This is a genomic window from Thioclava sp. (assembly GCF_048263065.1).
In the GTDB taxonomy this organism is placed as follows: domain Bacteria; phylum Pseudomonadota; class Alphaproteobacteria; order Rhodobacterales; family Rhodobacteraceae; genus Thioclava.
The window spans coordinates 58444-76551 of the sequence record NZ_JBLXEM010000006.1 but is presented as its reverse complement, the minus strand read 5'-3'; the positions used below and the strand labels follow the sequence as shown (position 1 = coordinate 76551).

Annotated in this window: 13 protein-coding genes; 7 read left to right on the top strand and 6 right to left on the bottom strand. The window is 60.3% G+C overall.

What is annotated here, in order from left to right; genetic code table 11:
- Positions 1-15: 15 nt before the first annotated feature.
- A complete protein-coding gene (locus ACN0SD_RS10390) occupies positions 16-1545 on the bottom strand; it encodes a mannose-1-phosphate guanylyltransferase/mannose-6-phosphate isomerase (protein WP_417808174.1) in 1530 nt (509 codons plus the stop codon).
- Positions 1546-1871: 326 nt separating this feature from the next.
- Here ACN0SD_RS10390 and ACN0SD_RS10385 point away from each other — a divergent pair, with 326 nt between their 5' ends.
- Genes ACN0SD_RS10385 through ACN0SD_RS10365 form a run of 5 tightly spaced genes read left to right on the top strand, consistent with a single transcriptional unit; the run spans position 1872 to position 7946 of the window.
- On the top strand, positions 1872-2768 hold the full coding sequence (locus tag ACN0SD_RS10385) for a WecB/TagA/CpsF family glycosyltransferase (protein ID WP_417808173.1): 897 nt from the start codon (positions 1872-1874) through the stop codon (positions 2766-2768).
- A complete protein-coding gene (locus tag ACN0SD_RS10380; RefSeq protein WP_417808172.1) occupies positions 2765-4165 on the top strand; it encodes a sugar transferase in 1401 nt (466 codons plus the stop codon). Before ACN0SD_RS10385 ends, ACN0SD_RS10380 begins: the two co-directional genes overlap by 4 nt.
- 45 nt (positions 4166-4210) lie before the next feature.
- Positions 4211-5269: a UDP-glucuronic acid decarboxylase family protein gene (locus ACN0SD_RS10375; protein ID WP_417808171.1), complete on the top strand. Its 1059-nt coding sequence runs from the start codon at positions 4211-4213 to the stop codon at positions 5267-5269.
- The gene (locus tag ACN0SD_RS10370) at positions 5266-6462 is read left to right on the top strand and encodes a glycosyltransferase family 4 protein (RefSeq protein WP_417808170.1); all 1197 of its coding nucleotides are present in this window, start codon (positions 5266-5268) and stop codon (positions 6460-6462) included. Before ACN0SD_RS10375 ends, ACN0SD_RS10370 begins: the two co-directional genes overlap by 4 nt.
- 20 nt (positions 6463-6482) lie before the next feature.
- The gene (locus tag ACN0SD_RS10365) at positions 6483-7946 is read left to right on the top strand and encodes an oligosaccharide flippase family protein (RefSeq protein WP_417808169.1); all 1464 of its coding nucleotides are present in this window, start codon (positions 6483-6485) and stop codon (positions 7944-7946) included.
- 20 nt (positions 7947-7966) lie between these two features.
- On the opposite strand, the gene ACN0SD_RS10360 is transcribed toward ACN0SD_RS10365, so the two are convergent.
- On the bottom strand, positions 7967-8677 hold the full coding sequence (locus ACN0SD_RS10360) for a LuxR C-terminal-related transcriptional regulator (RefSeq protein ID WP_417808168.1): 711 nt from the start codon (positions 8675-8677) through the stop codon (positions 7967-7969).
- A 698-nt stretch (positions 8678-9375) separates the two neighbouring features.
- Between ACN0SD_RS10360 and ACN0SD_RS10355 the strand changes: the two genes are divergently transcribed.
- Both ACN0SD_RS10355 and ACN0SD_RS10350 read left to right on the top strand, forming a co-directional pair.
- The gene (locus ACN0SD_RS10355; RefSeq protein ID WP_417808167.1) at positions 9376-10539 is read left to right on the top strand and encodes an efflux RND transporter periplasmic adaptor subunit; all 1164 of its coding nucleotides are present in this window, start codon (positions 9376-9378) and stop codon (positions 10537-10539) included.
- Positions 10540-10541: 2 nt separating this feature from the next.
- Positions 10542-12488 (top strand): MacB family efflux pump subunit, encoded by a 1947-nt coding sequence (locus tag ACN0SD_RS10350; RefSeq protein ID WP_417808166.1) that lies wholly within the window; start codon positions 10542-10544, stop codon positions 12486-12488.
- Positions 12489-12556: 68 nt separating this feature from the next.
- Here ACN0SD_RS10350 and ACN0SD_RS10345 read toward each other — a convergent pair whose 3' ends face one another.
- The 4 genes from ACN0SD_RS10345 to ACN0SD_RS10330 all read right to left on the bottom strand — a co-directional run bounded on the left by ACN0SD_RS10345 (position 12557) and on the right by ACN0SD_RS10330 (position 17849).
- The gene (locus ACN0SD_RS10345; protein ID WP_417808165.1) at positions 12557-13258 is read right to left on the bottom strand and encodes a Crp/Fnr family transcriptional regulator; all 702 of its coding nucleotides are present in this window, start codon (positions 13256-13258) and stop codon (positions 12557-12559) included.
- A 124-nt stretch (positions 13259-13382) separates the two neighbouring features.
- Positions 13383-14816, bottom strand: coding sequence for a dihydrolipoyl dehydrogenase family protein (locus tag ACN0SD_RS10340; protein ID WP_417808164.1), 1434 nt, complete (start codon positions 14814-14816; stop codon positions 13383-13385).
- Positions 14817-14882: 66 nt separating this feature from the next.
- Positions 14883-16286 carry a glutamate decarboxylase gene (locus ACN0SD_RS10335; RefSeq protein ID WP_417808163.1) on the bottom strand — a complete coding sequence of 468 codons (1404 nt, stop codon included), beginning with the start codon at positions 16284-16286 and terminating at the stop codon, positions 14883-14885.
- Positions 16287-16361: 75 nt separating this feature from the next.
- Entirely contained in the window at positions 16362-17849 is a 1488-nt protein-coding gene (locus tag ACN0SD_RS10330) for an amino acid permease (RefSeq protein ID WP_417808162.1), read from the bottom strand.
- Between the last annotated feature and the right edge of the window lie 259 nt (positions 17850-18108).

Sequence of the window (18108 nt, the reverse complement as noted above, 5' to 3'; positions counted from 1 at the left end):
GCGCGCGCAGGGCCGTCACTTGCGCGCATAGACATCTTCGTAGCGCACGATATCGTCTTCACCCAAATAGGCGCCGGTTTGCACCTCGATCAGCACCATCGGGAACTTGCCGGGGTTTTCCATGCGATGGGTGGCCCCAAGCGGGATATAGACCGACTCGTTCTCGCTGACCAAGCTGACAGTGTCGTTCACGGTGACCCGCGCGGTGCCCGCCACCACGATCCAATGTTCCGAGCGGTGATGATGCGATTGCAGCGACAGCGCAGCGCCCGGATGCACCACGATGCGCTTGACCTGAAAACGACTGCCCGTGGCGAGGCTTTCAAACCAGCCCCAAGGGCGGTGATCCTTGGGAAATTCGGTGGCCTGTTTGGCCTTGCGCGCGCGCAGCTTGGAGACCACCTCTTTGACCTCTTGGGCGCGTGAGGCATCGGCGACAAGCACCGCGTCGGGCATCGCCACGGCGATCACGCCCTGCAGGCCAAGTCCAACCAGTTGCAGCCCCTCATCCTCAGATCGCAGCAAGCTCATATCGCAATCAATCGCGGTCGCAGCGCCTGACAGCACAACGCCGCGCGAGTCCGGGTTTGAGGCCCGCCAGACCGCGTCCCAATCGCCCAGATCTGACCATTCGGTCTCTAGGGTTACGACGGCAAGATTGTGCGCGCGTTCCATGATTGCGTAGTCGAAAGAAATCTCTTCGGCTTCGGCCCAAGAGGCGGAATCCAGACGGATAAAATCAAGATCAGGGCGCGCCGATTCAACCGCAGACGTGACGGGTTCCAGCAACTCTGGTGCGTGCTCGGCAAATGCCGCGATGATCGTGCGCGCAGAGGCCAGCACAATGCCGGTGTTCCACAGATACCCGCCCTGCGCGAGCATGTCGGCGGCACGCGTGGCCTCGGGTTTTTCGATGAATCGCACGATATCGCGCGGCTCTTGGCTGCCCGCGTTTTGGGGCGCATCAGACGCGGGTTCGATATAGCCATATCCCGTTTCAGGCCGTGTCGGGGTGACGCCGAAGGTGACGATTTTGCCCGCCATCGCGGCGGGGCGTGCGGCGTCAATTGCAGCAAGCAAACGCTCGGTGTCCGCGACCACATGATCGGAGGGCGCGATTAGCAGCAGGCCATCGGGGGAGGTGCGCTCAAGGTGGACAGCGGCGGCCAGCACGCTTGGGGCCGTATTGCGCGCCAGCGGCTCGATCAGCACAGCCGAGGGGGTAATGCCCGCCGAAGCGAGTTGCTCGGTCACGATAAAGCGGAAATCGGTATGCGTAAGCACGATTGGCGCGTGAAAACCTGCGCCCGACAGCCGCCGCGCCGCCGCTTGAAACAAGGTCTGGTCATCCATCAAAGGCGCGAATTGCTTGGGATAGCTTTTGCGCGACAGCGGCCAAAGACGCGTGCCAGAGCCGCCACATAACAAGGCTGGGGTGATCGTCGCCGTGCCTTTGCTGCGATGTCGATCTGCACGCTTGTCGGGGCGACTGTCGGGCGCATCATTCACGCGCTGCGCATCTGTCAGGTCGATGTCATGTGCCATTTTCGATCATCCTTTTGCAAAGCGAGGCAACGGGTCTGCAAGCCCGATGCGGCAGTCACCTGCGGGCCGAGGTTGAGAGCGCGCGCCTCCTCTCTATCGACCCCCATTGCGGCAGGCTTGTAAATCTCACCGATCGTTGCGCGCGCTACCCTCTGGGGCTCGCAGGCTCCCCCATTTGGCGTAGGCGGCTCACCCTCTCGTGGCACGCTTGCGCCCAATGACGGAGGGCGCGCAGCCAGAAAGCGCAGCATTGTGTCATTCATCCAAGTTTTTCTGTGCTTGGGGCACGGCTAGGCTCTGAATCTGGAAATATCTCGGAGCGTGCGATGGCCCTGCAAGATCAGATTTCGGACATGCCCATCAACGGTGCGCGGCAAAGCAATGCGGTGCAGCTGCCCCCGCTTGCGCCTGCCCTTGAGACGACCAATGTGCTGGGGGTGGCGGTGTCTGCTCTGAATATGGATCAGGCGCTGAATCTGATTCAGGACGCGGTGCGCACGCGTCGGCGTGGTTATATCTGCGTCGCTGGCGCCCATGGGCTTGTCGAATGTCAGAGCGATCCCGGTTTGCGCGATGCTTACAACGCCGCGATGGCCGTGACGCCCGATGGGATGCCGCTGGTCTGGGCGCTGCATAGCGATGGTCATGAGTATGCCGGGCGGGTCTATGGCCCCGATCTAATGCGTTTGCTGTTTGCCAAGGGCGTGTCCAGCGGCATGCGCCATTTCCTATATGGCACCACGCCCGAGTCGCTGAAGCGGCTGAGTGTGGCGCTGCAAAATCAGTATCCAGGGGCTGAGATCGTGGGCGTGTTCGCGCCGCCGTTCCGCCCTTTGAGCGCGCAAGAAGAGCGCGAGGTCAGCGCGGTGATCAATGCCGTCAAGCCTGATGTGGTTTGGGTCGGGTTAAGCGCGCCCAAGCAGGAAAGATGGATGGCCGCGATGCGCGACAAGCTGGAGGCGCCGGTACTGATCGGTGTCGGGGCGGCGTTTGATTTCATTGGTGGCAATAAGGCAAGTGCGCCCGCATTTTTGCAACGCGCCGGGCTGGAATGGGCTTTTCGTCTGGTGACAGAGCCGCGCCGGTTGTGGCGGCGCTATGCCAAGTGTGTGCCCGCCTACATCTGGCTGCGGGTCTTGCAAAAAACCGGGCTGCGGCGCTTTCCGATCGTGCCTGCTGCGCCAGTTTCTGACCTTGCGAAGCCAAAGGGGGCCGCGCAATGAGTAAACCCGAGAAAGACCTGCTGAGCGCACCGATCACGTGGCAATCAAGCGAGGCTGGATCTGCTGACGTGCATGCCGATCCGGCTGCCGCGCAAAGCGTAACCTACACGCGTGCGATGTCGCTAAAGACACGGCGCGCGATTTGCGCAGGCGCGGTCGCGCTGGCGGATCTGGTGGCCTTTGGCGCGGCCTATTTGCATCTCAGTTTTATCGCCAATCCCGCAATGCTGGGCATTGCTCCAGTGATGATCGCGCTCACGGTTGTGGCGCTGCACTGGATGATCGGATTTTACCCCGGTGACCGCTTGCAGCCCCAAGAAATATTGCGCCGTCACGCTTTGGCGTTTCTGGCGGCAGCTCTGCTTGTGGCGGCCATTGGCGGGTTTGATCAAGGGGGGTGGCCCGGCGTCGCGATGTCCGAGGTGTTCCTGATGATCGCGATGATTTTGCAGGTTCCCGCGCGCTATCTGGTGCAGCATTTCCTGCACCACATCGGACTATGGGGTACGCCCACCCGCTTTATCGCAGACGCTGAAAAGACGCGCGCGCTTGAGACGTTCTTTACGCTCAACTGGCGGTTTGGGTTGCTTCCGACGCAAGACACGGGCGCGATTGTCGCGCTTGATTACGTTCCGACGCGCGAGGGCGCGATTGATTTGCATCGCCGTTACGACAAGGTTCTCGTGCTGGCCGATTTGCCGCAACAGCGCGTATCGGGGATTGGCCCGCGCGCACTGCGTGGCGCAGTCGGAGAGTGGATAGCAGACCCGTCTTTCGTTCCGATCAGCCCGCGCAAACGTGCCTTCGATCTCGCGATTTCGGTGCCGGCCCTGATCGTGGCGGCACCGGTGCTTGCGCTGGCGAGTGCGGCGATCTGGCTGGTTGATCCCGGCCCGGTCTTTTATCGTCAAACCCGTGACGGACATAATGGCCGCGTGTTACGTATGCTTAAGCTGCGCACGATGTATCGTGACGCCGATGCGCGGCTGCAGGCGCTGCTGCGCGATGATCCTGCCGCGCGCGCCGAGTGGGAAACCCATTTCAAGCTGCAAAATGATCCGCGCATCCTGCCCGTTATCGGAAAGTTCCTGCGGGGTTCAAGCTGCGATGAGCTGCCGCAATTGCTGCACGTGATCGCGGGCGAGATGAGCATCGTCGGCCCGCGCCCATTCCCCGAGTATCACCTTGCCGCGATGCCCGCAGACTTTCGTGCCAAGCGCGGAGCTGTGGCACCGGGCATCACCGGGCTGTGGCAGATCACGGCGCGCAGCGATGCCGATCTCGCGATGCAGCAGCAACTCGACGAGCATTACATCGATAACCGGTCCGTTTGGCTCGACCTGTGGATCGTTCTGGGAACCTTTGCGGCACTGCTCGGTCGCAAGGGGGCTTACTAAACGCGCGTGGTTGGGCGCGCTGATCTGGGAATAGGAGAAGGTAAAATGTGTGCGGATAAGACAATTCTCGTGACGGGGGGCGCGGGGTTTCTCGGCTCGTATCTGTGTGAACGCCTGCTGGAAGCTGGCAATGACGTGCTGTGCCTCGACAATTTCCATACCGGCAGCCGGAACAATATCCGGCATTTGCTGGACGACTACCGCTTTGAGTTGATCCGCCACGACGTGACTGTGCCGATCTGCGCCGAAATCGACGAGATCTACAACCTCGCCTGTCCTGCCTCTCCGGTGCATTACCAGATCGACCCGGTGCAGACCGTGCGCACGAACGTGCATGGCGCGATCAACATGCTGGATTTGGCGATGCGCGCCAACGCCAAGATCTTTCAGGCCTCCACCAGCGAAGTTTACGGCGACCCGGCAGTGCATCCGCAGGTCGAGGGCTATTGCGGCAACGTCAATCCGATCGGGCCGCGTGCCTGTTACGACGAGGGAAAACGCTGCGCCGAGACGTTGTTCTTCGATTATCACCGCCAATATGGCGTCGATATCCGGATGGCGCGGATCTTCAACACATACGGTCCGCGGATGCGCCCGGATGACGGGCGGGTGGTGTCGAATTTCATCATGCAGGCGCTGCGCGGTGAGCCGATCACGCTTTATGGTGACGGGATGCAGACGCGTTCGTTCTGCTATGTCGATGATCTCATTCGCGGCATCATGGCGCTGATGGATGCGCCTGCTACCATGCCGATGCCCTGCAATTTGGGCAATCCGGTGGAATTCACGATGCGCCAGCTAGCCGAGACGATCCTCGATCTGACCGGCTCGCGCTCGGAGCTGACGATGCGCCCGCTGCCCCAAGATGATCCAACGCAGCGCCAGCCCAATATCTCGCGGGCGCGCGAGCATCTGGGATGGGCACCCACGATTGAGCTGCGCGAAGGGCTGCAACGCACAATTGCCTATTTCGAGGGCGAATTGTCTGCTCCCGCACGCCTCCAGCAGCCCCGCAAGACTCCGCTGGTGCGCCGCACCCGCCCCGTTCAACCCCATGCCGAGGCGCTGGCGCGTGGCGTGGTCTCGAACGGAGCACGTCTGTGAAACTCATCGTGTTCGGCCATCGGCTGGAACTCGGAGGAACGCAGATCAACGCGATTGAACTTGCGGCCCATCTGCGGGATCGCCACGGGTTTGATATCGTGTTTCACGCCGCACCAGGTCCAGCTTTGGATCTGGTCGCGGCGCATAAGCTAGTCTATTCGCCCGCACCCGATGTGCGGCTGCACCCGTCAATGGCGCGCATCAAGGCGCTGCGGGCGTTGGTGACGCGCGAGCAGCCCGATCTTATTCACGCTTGGGATTGGTGGCAGGGGCTTGAGGCCTATAGCGGCGTGCACCTGCCAATGGGCGTGCCGCTGGTGATCTCGGATATGATGATGGAGCTCACGCGGGCGATGCCACGTGAGGTGCCCACGACCTTTGGGTTTGTGGGACAACGCGATCGCGCGGTGCAAAGTGGCTGGCGGCGCACGCATCTGCTGTTGCCGCCCGTCGATACGCTGGCCAACGCGCCCGGCGTCGTCGATGGGGGGGCGTTTCGCCAGCATTACGGACTGGATGAGGATGAGATCGTGGTAGTCTCGGTCTCGCGCCTTGCTAAGGTGATGAAATCTGAAGGGCTGGTGCGTGCCATTCGGGTGATCGGCGAACTAGGGGCCACGCTACCGCTGAAATTGGTGATTGTCGGGGATGGCGAGGCGCGCGGCGCGTTGCAGCAAATGGCCGATAAGGTGAACGCCCGGCTGGGTCGCGCGGCGGTGCTGCTGATCGGCGCGCTGCGTGATCCGCGCCCGGCCTATGCGGCAAGTGATATCGTGCTTGGGATGGGTGGCTCGGCACTGCGCGGGCTGGCCTTTGCCAAGCCGCTGGTCATGATCGGCGAGCGCGGCTTTGCGCGTCTATTCACGCCCGGAACTGTGCCGGAGTTTTTGCAAAACGGCATGTTTGGCGTCGGGGATGGTGCAGCGGATAATCTTGAGATGGCCGCAGCGTTCACCACGCTCGCCCAAGACCCGCAGATGCGCCGCACGCTGGGTGACTTTGGCCGTGACTTCGTTGTTGAGCATCACGGCCTCGAGGCCGTCGGCGATGGCTTGGCGCGGTTCTGTCGCGAGGCGGCAACTGCGCGCCCGCGCGTGACGCAAACGGTCCGCGATGTCTGTCGAACCTCGTATTATTACCTGCGCGAGCGGCGCTTTCGCGTAGCGTCTCGCGATCAACATGCCAAACCCTGAACCAGAAAGGAGCCTTGAACATGGTCCGTCGCTCCTTTGTCTTTGCGCTTGCAGACAAGCTTTCGGTCGTGGTGATGAGCATCCTCACGATGGCGATCGTGTCGCGCATCCTGACTCCGGCCGAAGTGGGGCTGTTTCTGGTCGCCAGCACCATCGTGATCCTGATCGAGGCCTTCCGCGACTTTGGAATCGGCACGTTTTTGATTCGCGAGCCCGACTTGCCGCCGCGACTGGTGCGCACAGCGGTTACGATCATTGGGTGTATGTCGCTGGTCTTGGGTGGCTTGGCCGTGATCGGGGCCGAGGCAATCGCGCGGTTTTACGCAGACCCGAACTTGGCCGGATTGATCCGCATCGCGGCGATGGCCTTTTTGGTGGCGCCGATCAGCACCCCGCTTTTGGCGCTGCTGCGTCGGGATATGGCGTTTGGCAAAGTGGCGGCGATCAGTGTTGCCGCCGGGTTCGTAAATGCCAGCGCGACTATCGGCCTAGCGCTTGCCGGGTTCGGGCCGTTCAGCCTTGTGTGGGGGTCTGTGTTGTCGGCTTGTGTCACGGCTATGGGGGCGATGATCTGTCGACCGCAATGGTGGATCTTTCGCCCCACATTGCGCGATTGGCGGCTGGTTGTGCCCTTTGGCGCATGGTCGAGCATCGTTACGCTTTTGGGCATGCTCTATGATGCGTTCCCGCGTTTGATCTTGGGGCGGGTGCTGGGCTTTGGTGCGGTGGGGCTGTTTGCGCGCGCGATCTCGCTATCGCAATTGCCGGATCGCTTAATTCTAAGCGCGGTGCAGCCCGTTTTGCTGCCAGCACTCGCGGGGCATTCGCGTGAGAATGGCGCACTCAAAGCGCCTCTGCTGATGGGGCTGTCGTATATTTCGGGGCTGCAATGGCCCGCATTGGCGATGATCGCGGTCTTGGCTGATCCGATCGTGCGCCTGCTTTTGGGGTCGCAATGGCTAGAGGTCGTGCCGCTGGTGCGGATCGTGGCGCTGGCGTTCTTTTGTCTCTTCCCGGTCTATCTGTGCTATCCGGTTCTGGTGACGCTTGGGCGGGTGCGCGATATGGCCGTGGCAATGATGATCGCGCTGCCGCCCTGTTTCGTGATCATGTTGGGCGCGTCAAGTTTCGGATTGCATGCGATGGCGCTGAGCCTGTTTTTAACAGGCCCGATTCAGGTCATTACCGTGATGGTTTTCGTGCGCCGCAAAGTGCCGTTCACCTTAGCCGAACTGGGTCTGGTGATGGCGCGCAGCGGTGGCGTCACGCTTGCGACGGTGGCCTTGCCTGCGCTGGTGGTTCTGGCTGTGGGATCATGGAATGCGCTCGATGTGGCAAGCACGGTGCTGGCGATCCTCGGGGCGGCGATTGGTTGGGTTGTGGGGCTGATGGTGCTGCGCCACCCGCTGTCGCAGGAACTTGATGCCGCGCGCAGTTTCTTGCGCACCAAGCTCCCGCTATTGCGCGGAGTTCGCCAGCCCTGACGCGCGAAGGCGCCCCGTTTTCACGGGGCGCTCTCGGCGGCTTCAGGCCAACCGGTCATCTGGTTGAGCAAGAAGGCAGCTTCGGTACGGTTCGTCGCTTTTAGCTTTTGAAAGATGTTGCGGATGTGAACCTTTACGGTGCTTTCGCGCAGTTGCAGCTGATAGGCGATCATCTTGTTTGCTGCGCCACAGCGCAACGCATTGGCGACTGCAAGCTGGCGGTCGGTGAATTGATCCAGCACCGTCACGCGCCCTTCGACGGGTTCGGGGGGCGCTTTGCGCAGCGCCATCAGCGCGGCACGCGGCAGGAAGATCCCACCCCCAACGGCAAGGCGCGTTGCCTCGACGATATCGACAAAGCGCACACAGGGCGAGATATAGCCCGCCGCGCCACATTCCAGCGCTGAAATGCTGGCCTCGATATCCTCGCAAGCGCCCAGCACGACGACGGGCACATCTTTTGCCTCCGCAACCAGATTCTGCAAATCGGCGCGGACTTTTTCATCGGCCAATGAACGCGACCCGAGGTTGCTGAGAATGACCTGGCGCGCATCGCTTGATCCGATGTCATCACGCCAATCCGCCAGCGTTTCATAGTCAACGATGGTGGAGCCTTCGCAGCGTTGCTGGAGACATTGAACAAAGCAGGCCCTCTCAAGCGCGCGGTTGTCGATCACAACATAAATGTCGAAATCGGGCGCACGATCCGTCAGAGGCGACAAACGCGCCATTCCTGATGCACGCCGCTCCTGCTGTTGAGGAATAAATGGCGCAGGCCGCAGGTTTGATCCTGAAACTGCTTCGCTATAGCAAGCCGGTTTAAACCGTTCGATTACTTCCTTATTCATTCGTTTGATCCCTTTCATGGCGTGGACATTGAGCGTCGTCCGTGTGGGGCCGGATAGAGACACAATTTCAGTAAGTTAACGCAATTTAATTGCTATTAACCTATTGGGCTACATATTTTGATATTAACCTTTTCATTTATTTAACCTTTTGATTTCCAGAATCGCCGTATGGCTTAATTTATATCGTTGTGTAATACCGAAACCGCCGCACTAACAAAAGTTAATAATGTATTAACTATTTTAATCCGCGGCCTATACACTGACGGGCTGGGGGCGGTTTTCTCAAATTCAAGATGCACCGCCTTGCGATCTGCAACCTCGGCTAGGTCGCTTAGCATCGGCTGCACAAACGCAGTCAAAGTGACGGGTGCGAATCGAACCACCCGGTCGTCGAACAGGTGGTGACGGCAGAGGGCATTCTGTGCGTCGTCATGAAGGACTGGGCGAGGATGGGATCAACACGAAAGAGTTTGGTCGCGCACATTTAGGTCAAGTTTACCCAACGTCATCACGACGGAAACGTCATGTTTCTCCGTATGATGGCGTAACCGTAAAGTATTCGTCGGAAAGGCCCTAAAATCATGAAAAAGATGCGCATACTGATACCGCTTGTCCTTGTGGCGGTCGCGGTGGGGGGCTGGTTCTATTTCGCCCAGAACGAAGCAGAGGCCCCGCCGACGACGGCTCTTGTCAGACTCGGCACAGTTGAAGAGACGGTGCTGGCGTCGGGGACGATGGAGGCCAAGCAGTTGGTCAGCGTCGGCGCGCGGGTCTCAGGGCAGATCGAGACGCTGTCGGTTGCGCTTGGCGATACGGTCACGAAAGGCGACGAAATTGCGCTGATCGACAATCAGGACCAGCAAAACGACGTGCTGACGGCAAAGGCGAACCTGGCCAATATCAAGGCGCAGATCGCCGCCAAGAATGCCAGCTTGGTCAAAGCCCAGCTAGTCCTTGAACGTCAAACCAAGCTGGTGACCTCGGATTATGTCTCGCAAGAAGATCTTGAGGCGGCGCAGGCCGATGTGGATGTCTACAAGGCCGAGCTCGACGCGCTGGAAGCACAGAAACAAAGCGTCGAGGTGACCGTTTCGACCGCCCAGATTGCGCTGGACAGAACCAAGATCACCGCGCCGATCTCGGGCACGGTCGTGGCAATCGTCAATGATGAGGGCCAGACGGTAAACGCCTCGCAGAGTGCGCCGACAATCGTCAAACTGGCGGATCTGGATCAGATGGTGGTGAAGGCGGAAATATCCGAGGCCGACGTGGTGCATGTGCAGCCCGGCCAGCAGGTGGTGTTCACCATTCTGGGCGAGCCGGAACACGAATTCACCGCCACCGTGCGCGCTGTCGAACCTGCGCCTTCGGCAATTGAGACCAGCGACACCATCTCGACCGATGTGGCGATCTATTACAATGGGTTGCTGGACGTGGACAATCCAGACCATCTGCTGCGCATCGGCATGACTGCCGAAGTCTCGATCATTCTGAACAAGGCGGAAAACGTGCTGACGGTGCCGTCCTCGGCGCTGACCAATGGCGCTGATGGCTACACCGTCAAACTGTATGATGCCACGGACGGCACAACGACGACGGTGCCAGTTGAGGTCGGGCTGAACAACAAAATCAGGGCCGAGATCACATCGGGGCTGAGTGAGGGCGACGAGGTTGTTACCGGCACCTCCGTCGTGGCCCCCTCTGCGTCACAGAGCAATACCGGCACGCCTCGGGTGAGGCTGTGACGATGGAGGAACCGCTGATTTCCGCAAAGGGGATTTCGCGCAGCTTTCAGGCTGGCGATGAAACCATCACCGTCCTGCGCGATGTCGATGTTGACATTTGGCCGGGGGAGATGGTGGCGATCATCGGGGCTTCTGGCTCGGGTAAATCAACGCTGATGAACATCCTCGGCTGCCTCGATCGCGCCAGTTCGGGCAGCTACAGCTTTGCCGGTCAAGATGTGAGCGAACTCGGACCCGATCAGCTTGCCCAACTGCGGCGCGAACATTTCGGCTTTATCTTCCAGCGCTATCAACTTTTGCCCGATCTTGACGCGGTGGGCAATGTCGAGGTGCCCGCGATCTATGCCGGAGAGAGCCGCGCGGCCCGGCACAAACGCGCCTCTGATCTGCTGGGCCAGCTTGGCTTGGCAGACCGTTTGGACCACCGCCCCGGTGAGCTTTCAGGGGGCCAGCAGCAACGGGTTTCCGTGGCGCGCGCACTGATGAACGGCGGCGAGGTGATCCTGGCGGATGAACCCACCGGCGCGCTTGATACAAAAAGTTCCAGGGAAATGATCGAGTTGCTGTTGGAATTGAACCGCAAAGGCCACACCATCGTCATGGTTACCCATGACCCCGAGGTCGCCCAGCATGCCCATCGCACGATCGAGATCAGTGACGGGCGGATCATCTCGGATACACAGACGGCCGCCAAGGATGTAACGGATGCCAACCGATTGGAGCACGCCCCGCGGAAAACGGGCACCGGGGCTGCGCTGTTGCGGCTGCGCGAGGCGTTTGAAATGTCGTTCAAGGCGCTTTTGGCGCATCGGGTGCGCTCAGTTCTGACGATGCTGGGCATCATCATCGGTATCGCCTCTGTGGTGCTGGTGGTCGCATTGGGAACAGGCACGCAGCAGAAGGTGCTCGAAAGTATTTCATCGCTTGGGACCAGCACGATCACTGTTCGCTCGGGCACGGGGTTCGGCGCGCGCGATGCGGCTAAGGTGGAAACGCTGATGCCTTCGGATGCTGATGCGCTGGCGCTGCAACCCTATGCCGACAGCACCTCGCCTTCGGTCGCGACCAAAAGCAACGTTGTCTATCGCGGGACCGCCTCGGATGCGTCGATCAACGGGGTGAGCGGGGATTATTTTCAGGTCCACAATTACAACACCGTGACCGGCAGCACCTTCGCGTCCGACGATGTTATCGACCGCAGCCAAGTCGCGGTGATCGACGAGGATACGCGCGACACCTTTTTCGACGCGGGCGACGACCCGGTTGGCAAGGTTCTGCTTCTGGGTGGCGTGCCGGTGCGGGTGATTGGGGTGGTGCGGTCCAGCGGGGCGACCTTTGGCCCGGAATCACTGAATGTATGGGTTCCCTATACCACGGTGATGACGCGGATTTCCGGGCAGAATTTCCTTGATAGCATCGAGGTGCGGGTGAGCGATGATTACGACACCTCGCTTGCCGAGACAGAAATCAACGCTTTGCTGACCACCCGCCACGGCACCAAGGATTTCTTCCTAACAAACTCCGACACGATCCGCGATACGATGACCTCGACCACTGAAACACTGACCCTTCTGGTGGCGATGATCGCGGTGATCTCGCTGATTGTCGGGGGGATCGGGGTGATGAATATCATGTTGGTATCCGTCACCGAGCGCACGAAGGAGATCGGCGTGCGTATCGCGATTGGCGCGCGGCGCTCCGATATCGTGGCGCAGTTCCTGATCGAGGCCGTGCTGGTTTGCCTGACAGGTGGCGTCATCGGAATCGCTGGAGCGCTAATCGGCGGGCAGATGGTGGGGTATTTTTCGACCGATGTGCAGTTGAGTTTCTCGACCACGGCGATTGTTGTGGCTTTCCTGTCCTCTACCCTGATCGGGATCACCTTTGGCTATTTGCCAGCACGGGCGGCAGCGAGGCTTGACCCGGTGGTAGCACTTAACCACGCGTGAACGGGCAACAACTTCAAAACCGACGGCCAGCCGTGTTCTCTGCTGAGCAACACGCCTCAGCTTGCGGATCAGGCATGCGAAAGGGGCTCGGCGCTCATGGTGATTTGGCGCAACCCGGCCGCGTCAATGATCACGACATGGCCTTTCTCGAAACTCGCAAGCCCGGCTTTGCGAAACTGGTGAAAGGTTTGATTCACGGTCGGTCGGGCCGCGCCAATCAGAGTGGCGAATTCGGCTTGGGTGAGGTGCAACCGAATATAGCAACGCTCGTCTCGGTCCTCGCCGAATTCCTCCATCAGCATCAGCAGCACATCCGCAAGCCGTGCCGCAACAGAACGAAACACAAGATCTTCGGCCCGTCTTTCGATTTGCTTGAAACGCTTCTCGATCTGTTTCGTGATTGAAAACCCAAGCTCGGGAACGCTTTGCAGCAAGTCGCGAAACAATGGCACCGGCACTTTCAACACGGTGCAACGGTCGATCGCGCAGGCAAAGCTATCGCGCTCATGCGTGTCGTAGGCGGCCAATTCGCCAAAGACCTCGCCGGGTTTGACATACCCGAATGTGAACTCGCCGCCCGCGCTGGACAGTCGGTAGATGCGCACAAGTCCCTGTTCCAGAATGAAAACCGCGTCTGGGTCTGGAATTGGCGAAAAGATGGTCTGACCATCACGGAATTCGAGCGTCGTCGACTGGGTGCGCAATCGCCGCAGGGATGGATCGGGCAGGCTGTCGAGCCAGTCGATGCTTTCCAAATGCCAATGGGTCAAGGGGAACTCCGCAAAGTGCTTTATGCGAGCACCCTAGCGGCATTGTCCGCAATAGAAAATGGCGGGGAAAAAGATCGGCGTCTTTCCCCGTCAGATGCAGATAGACCCGCCCTCAGGCGATGCCTTAGCCGTGGGGCTGTTTGGCAAGGGCGGACAGCGCGGTTATGCCAAATGCCTCGGTCAAAGTTGGATGCGGGTGGATGCTGGCGCCCATCTGTTCCAGCGTCAGGGCGTTGCGCACCGCCAATGCGGCCTCGCCCATCAAATCCGCTGCGCCCTCGGCCAAGACGTGGATGCCAAGGATGCGATGATCTTCAATACGATAAACGATGCGCAACCGCCCCAGCGTATCGCCCGTGATTTGGGCGCGCGCGTCGATGCGGTAGTCATATTCAGCCACGCCTATTTTGTCGCCGCTCGCACGCGCAGCTTCTTCGGTCAGTCCGACCATTCCGATTTCGGGCGACGAGAAGATCACTGCGCTGTTGTGTTCGGAACTCGGGAAGGCGGCGGGCTGCCCAAGGATATGGCGCGCCACCGCGTGCGCCTGTGCGGTGGCCCAATGCGCAAACATCGGATTTCCCACGACATCGCCGATGGCAAAGATGCCCGGTTCATCCGTTTCCAACGTGTCGCTAACCTTGATGCCATGCGGGCCATGCGTGACGGCTGTGGTTTCCAGCCCGAGCCCCGCGACATTGGGGTGACGCCCGGCCACGATTGCGACCACTTGTGCCTCTACGCTGCGGCTTTGCCCGTTGCGTGTGTAATGCACCTGATGGGAATCTTCGTTGCCCTCTATCCGCTCGACCTTGGCGCCGGTTTCCAGCCCAATGTCGGAGCTGGCCAGGTGTTGCGCTAACAGATCGGCCAGCGTGGCGTCCACTGGCCCCAGGATGCGCGGCGCAGCCTCTAGCACTGTCACTTTCGTGCCAAGCAACGCAAAGATCTGCGCCATCTCGATACCAATCGGGCCGCCCCCGATCAGCACCATAGATTTAGGCACGAAACCGATGCCGATCAGCGTTTCGGAATCCAGCACGCCGGGCAAATCCGCGCCGGGGATGGGTAGGGGGCTGGGCACCGACCCCGTCGACAGGATCGCGTTTTCAAAGGTGACGGTGCGCGGCGGTTCGCCGGCGCGCTCGATCACGGCGCTGCGCGGGCCGGTGAGGCGGGCACGGCCAAAGACGACCTCTAACCCCTTCAGGCCGTTAGTCTTGGCCAGTGCGCCGCCCGAGCGTTGCGCGAGAATGCGGTGACGGCGACTTTGAACGGTGGACCAGTTCACCTCGGGCAAGGTATCGGTCGCGCTGCCAAGCCCGAAGTCACTTGCGCGCGCGGCCTCATGGCGTCGAAACGCGGTCTCGCGGAAAATCTTCGACGGGATGCAGCCGGAAAACAGGCAGGTTCCGCCCAGACCTTTTCCCGCCTCGACCAGCATCACGCGGCGACCGGATTGCGCCAGTGCCATCGCCGCAGGAGTTCCCCCCGGCCCGCCGCCGATAACAAGGGTTTCAACGGAAGATGTTGATGTGTTGTCTGCTTTGGTGGTCATGGCATTACGTCCTGTTTTGGCGTTTATCAAAGATGTAGCCCCGCCGCGATCCGGCGGGGCCAAAGGTCAGCGTCCGCTGTGATCGAAACTGCCAGTCTCAAACTGCGTCAGCGGCACACCGACGGGATGTTTCTCGAAGTGGGCGAGTGCTGCGCGCATATCCTCGATCAGCAGATTGCCCATGTCTTCTGAGAACCCGTGGCGCACGAGGATGCGCTGAACGACCAAGTCTTCGCGCTCGGGTGGCATGGCATAGGCGGGCACCAGCCAGCCGCGCGTGCGCAAGCGATCGGCAAGATCGAACAGGCTGAAACCGGGATCGATACCGGGTTTGAAACACCACGACACTGCCGGGATACCCATCGTGCCGCCGTCGTGGATGATGTCGAACAACCCCATCTGATCAATCGCCTCGGCCAGTCGAAACGCGGTATCATAGCAAGCCTGTTGAACCTTGCGGTAACCCTCAAAGCCCAGACGGATCAGGTTGTAATATTGCGCGATGATCTCGCCACCGGGGCGCGAGAAGTTGAGCGCAAAGGTCGGCATATCACCCCCAAGGTAGTTAACCTTAAAGATCAGGTCTTCGGGCAGTTCCGCACTATCACCCCACACGACCCAGCCAACGCCCAGTGGTGCCAGCCCGAATTTATGCCCCGAGGCGTTGATCGATTTGACGCGGGGCAGGCGGAAATCCCATAGCAGGTCAGGCGTCACAAAGGGCGCAAGAAACCCGCCCGAGGCTGCATCGACATGGATCGGGATGTCGAGCCCGGTGTCGGCCTGCAATTTATCCAGCGCATCGCTGACGCCTTTCACATCCTCATATTGACCGGTGAAGGTCACGCCCAGCGTCGGCATCACGCCGATGGTGTTTTCGTCACAGCGCTTGAGCACCTCTTGCGGGCTCATCAACAGCCGGTCGCCTTCCATCGGAATTTCACGCAGTTCGACATCCCAATAGCGGCAGAATTTGTGCCAGCAGACCTGCACCGGCCCGGTCACGAGGTTGGGCTTGTCGGTCGGCTTTCCGGCGGCGCGCTGCCGATTCCGCCAGCGCCATTTAAGTGCCATGCCCGCCAGCATCGCCGCCTCGCTGGATCCTGTGGTCGAGCAGCCCATCGTGTCGGCGGCCTCGGGCGAATTCCACAGATCGGCAAGGATATGCACGCAGCGCGCCTCAATCTCGGCGGTCTGGGGGTATTCGTCCTTGTCGATCATGTTCTTATCGACGCTCTCGGCCATCAGCGCGCGCACCTCTGGCTCCATCCAGGTGGTGCAAAAGGTTGCAAGGTTCTGGCGCGCATTGCCGTCCATCATCAACTCGTCATGCACCAGTGTATAAGCGTGGCGCGGGCTGCGCTCGCTAAGTGGCAGGCGGTATTTGGGCAGCGCATGCGACAGGTCGGATGCAGCATAAACATCGTCAAGCAGCGCGTCGCGAATGGTGTTTTTGTGGTGAAGTGGCATTGCGGAAGCTCCTTCATATATCGGGAATAGTTGGGAGAATCGGCGCGCTGGTCAAGCGGGCGCGCCGAGAGGGACTTAGTTTTCTTGGGGTTTCGCAGCGTGTTGAACCCATTCTGGCCGTTTGCGGGCATGAATTAGGAAAGGTGCTGCGCCAAACACGACCAGCCCCGCAATAACCAATCCGGTGTAAAGGCCGGGCGATCCAACGGGCACTTGGCTGGGCGGAAAGAACGACACCACCAACGCGAAAGCCACAGCTAGAAAGCCAAAGCCCGCGATCAGCCACATCCCCAGACGCCCGCCGGGGACACGGAAGTGGCGATCAGCCTCGGGCATGCTGTAGCGCAGACGGATCGCGGCGGCATACATCATGAGATACATCAGCAGATACAGCGACACCGTCATCGCGCTGAGCAGGTAAAATGCCGCTGAGGGGTTGGGAAAGATCAGGTAGAAACTTCCCAGCACGGTGACGATCAGTGCCTGAATGAACAGGATCATTTTTGGCGCACCCGCCTTGTTGGTTGCGGCGAAATGGGGCGGGATTTCACCATTCTCAGCGGTTTGCAGCAAGGCCCGGCTTGGACCGCCGATCCAGGTCACGATCTGGCCCAAGGCCCCCGCGGCCAGAAACGCCGCGACGACAGGCACCATCCAGCCAAGGTGGAACTTGTCCAGCGCGGCCTTGTAGGCCTGCATTATCCCGGCGGTTAGGCTGAGTTCCTTGACCGGGAACATCGCAGCGATAGCAAGCGAGCCGAAGGTAAAGATGACAAAAACGATCATTGCAGCAAGGATCATCGCCTCGGGAAATTCGCGCGCGGGATGCTCCATTTGGGCCGCGCGCACGCCTTGCACCTCGACCCCGGCGAATAACAGAACGGTGCCCGCGAGGAAGGCGATCGAGCCAAGGCCTGATATGTGGGGTAACCACGGGTGGACCTGTTGCGCCGTGGCCGAGGCCGCATCTGCAACGGTCGTGCTTGCAGAGATCAACTCGATCGGGTTGCCAAGCATAATCCAGACAACCGCCAGCACCATCAGGAACAGGCCGGGCAGCACCGTGCCAAGGACAAAGAGCCATTGGCTGAAGCTGCCGTAGGATTTCTCACCAAACATCGCGATGAAGGTCGCCAGCCAATACACCACGACCACCACCGAGAAATTGTAAATCGGGCTGGAGGCCAGATCGGGTTTCCCGATCACATACGCCAGCGCCGCAGCGGTAAAGCCCAAGGCCACCGGATACCAGACGACGTTTTGGATCCATTGCATCCAGACGGCCGCGAGGCCCCAAGAACTGCCAAACGCTTCCTTGACCCACGTGTATACGCCGCCCTTATCTTTGGTGAACATCCCGCCCAATTCGGCGGAGACGAAGGCGCCGGGGATCAGGAAAAACAGCGTAGCGAAGCCGATGTAAAACCACATCGTCAGCCCTTCCTGGGCCATCATCGGCAAGCCACGCAGGCTAAGAACGGCAGCGGCGGTCATCAAGGCGACCCCCCAGACCGTGAATCGGTGAGCCTTATGCGGCGCGCCCGGTGAAGATGATTGAGACATGCTGAAATCCTCCTTTTTGCTACGGATCGGGCAGATCACGACGGCCACTCTGCCCCCACCCGGTTACTGGAAAGGGCAGTGACGGCGCAGTTAGCTGTCTGACAGCCTCGGTAGCGAAATCGCGAGGGAGGTTGGTGGCAGCTTGCGCTACAGGGGCTCAATTGGCGGAGCACTGGCGGTTTTCAACGTGGCGTCTGTCACGATGATGAGATCGCAAGGCCCCGCGTCTTAAACAGCCCGCCTCGTCAACAGGATGTGA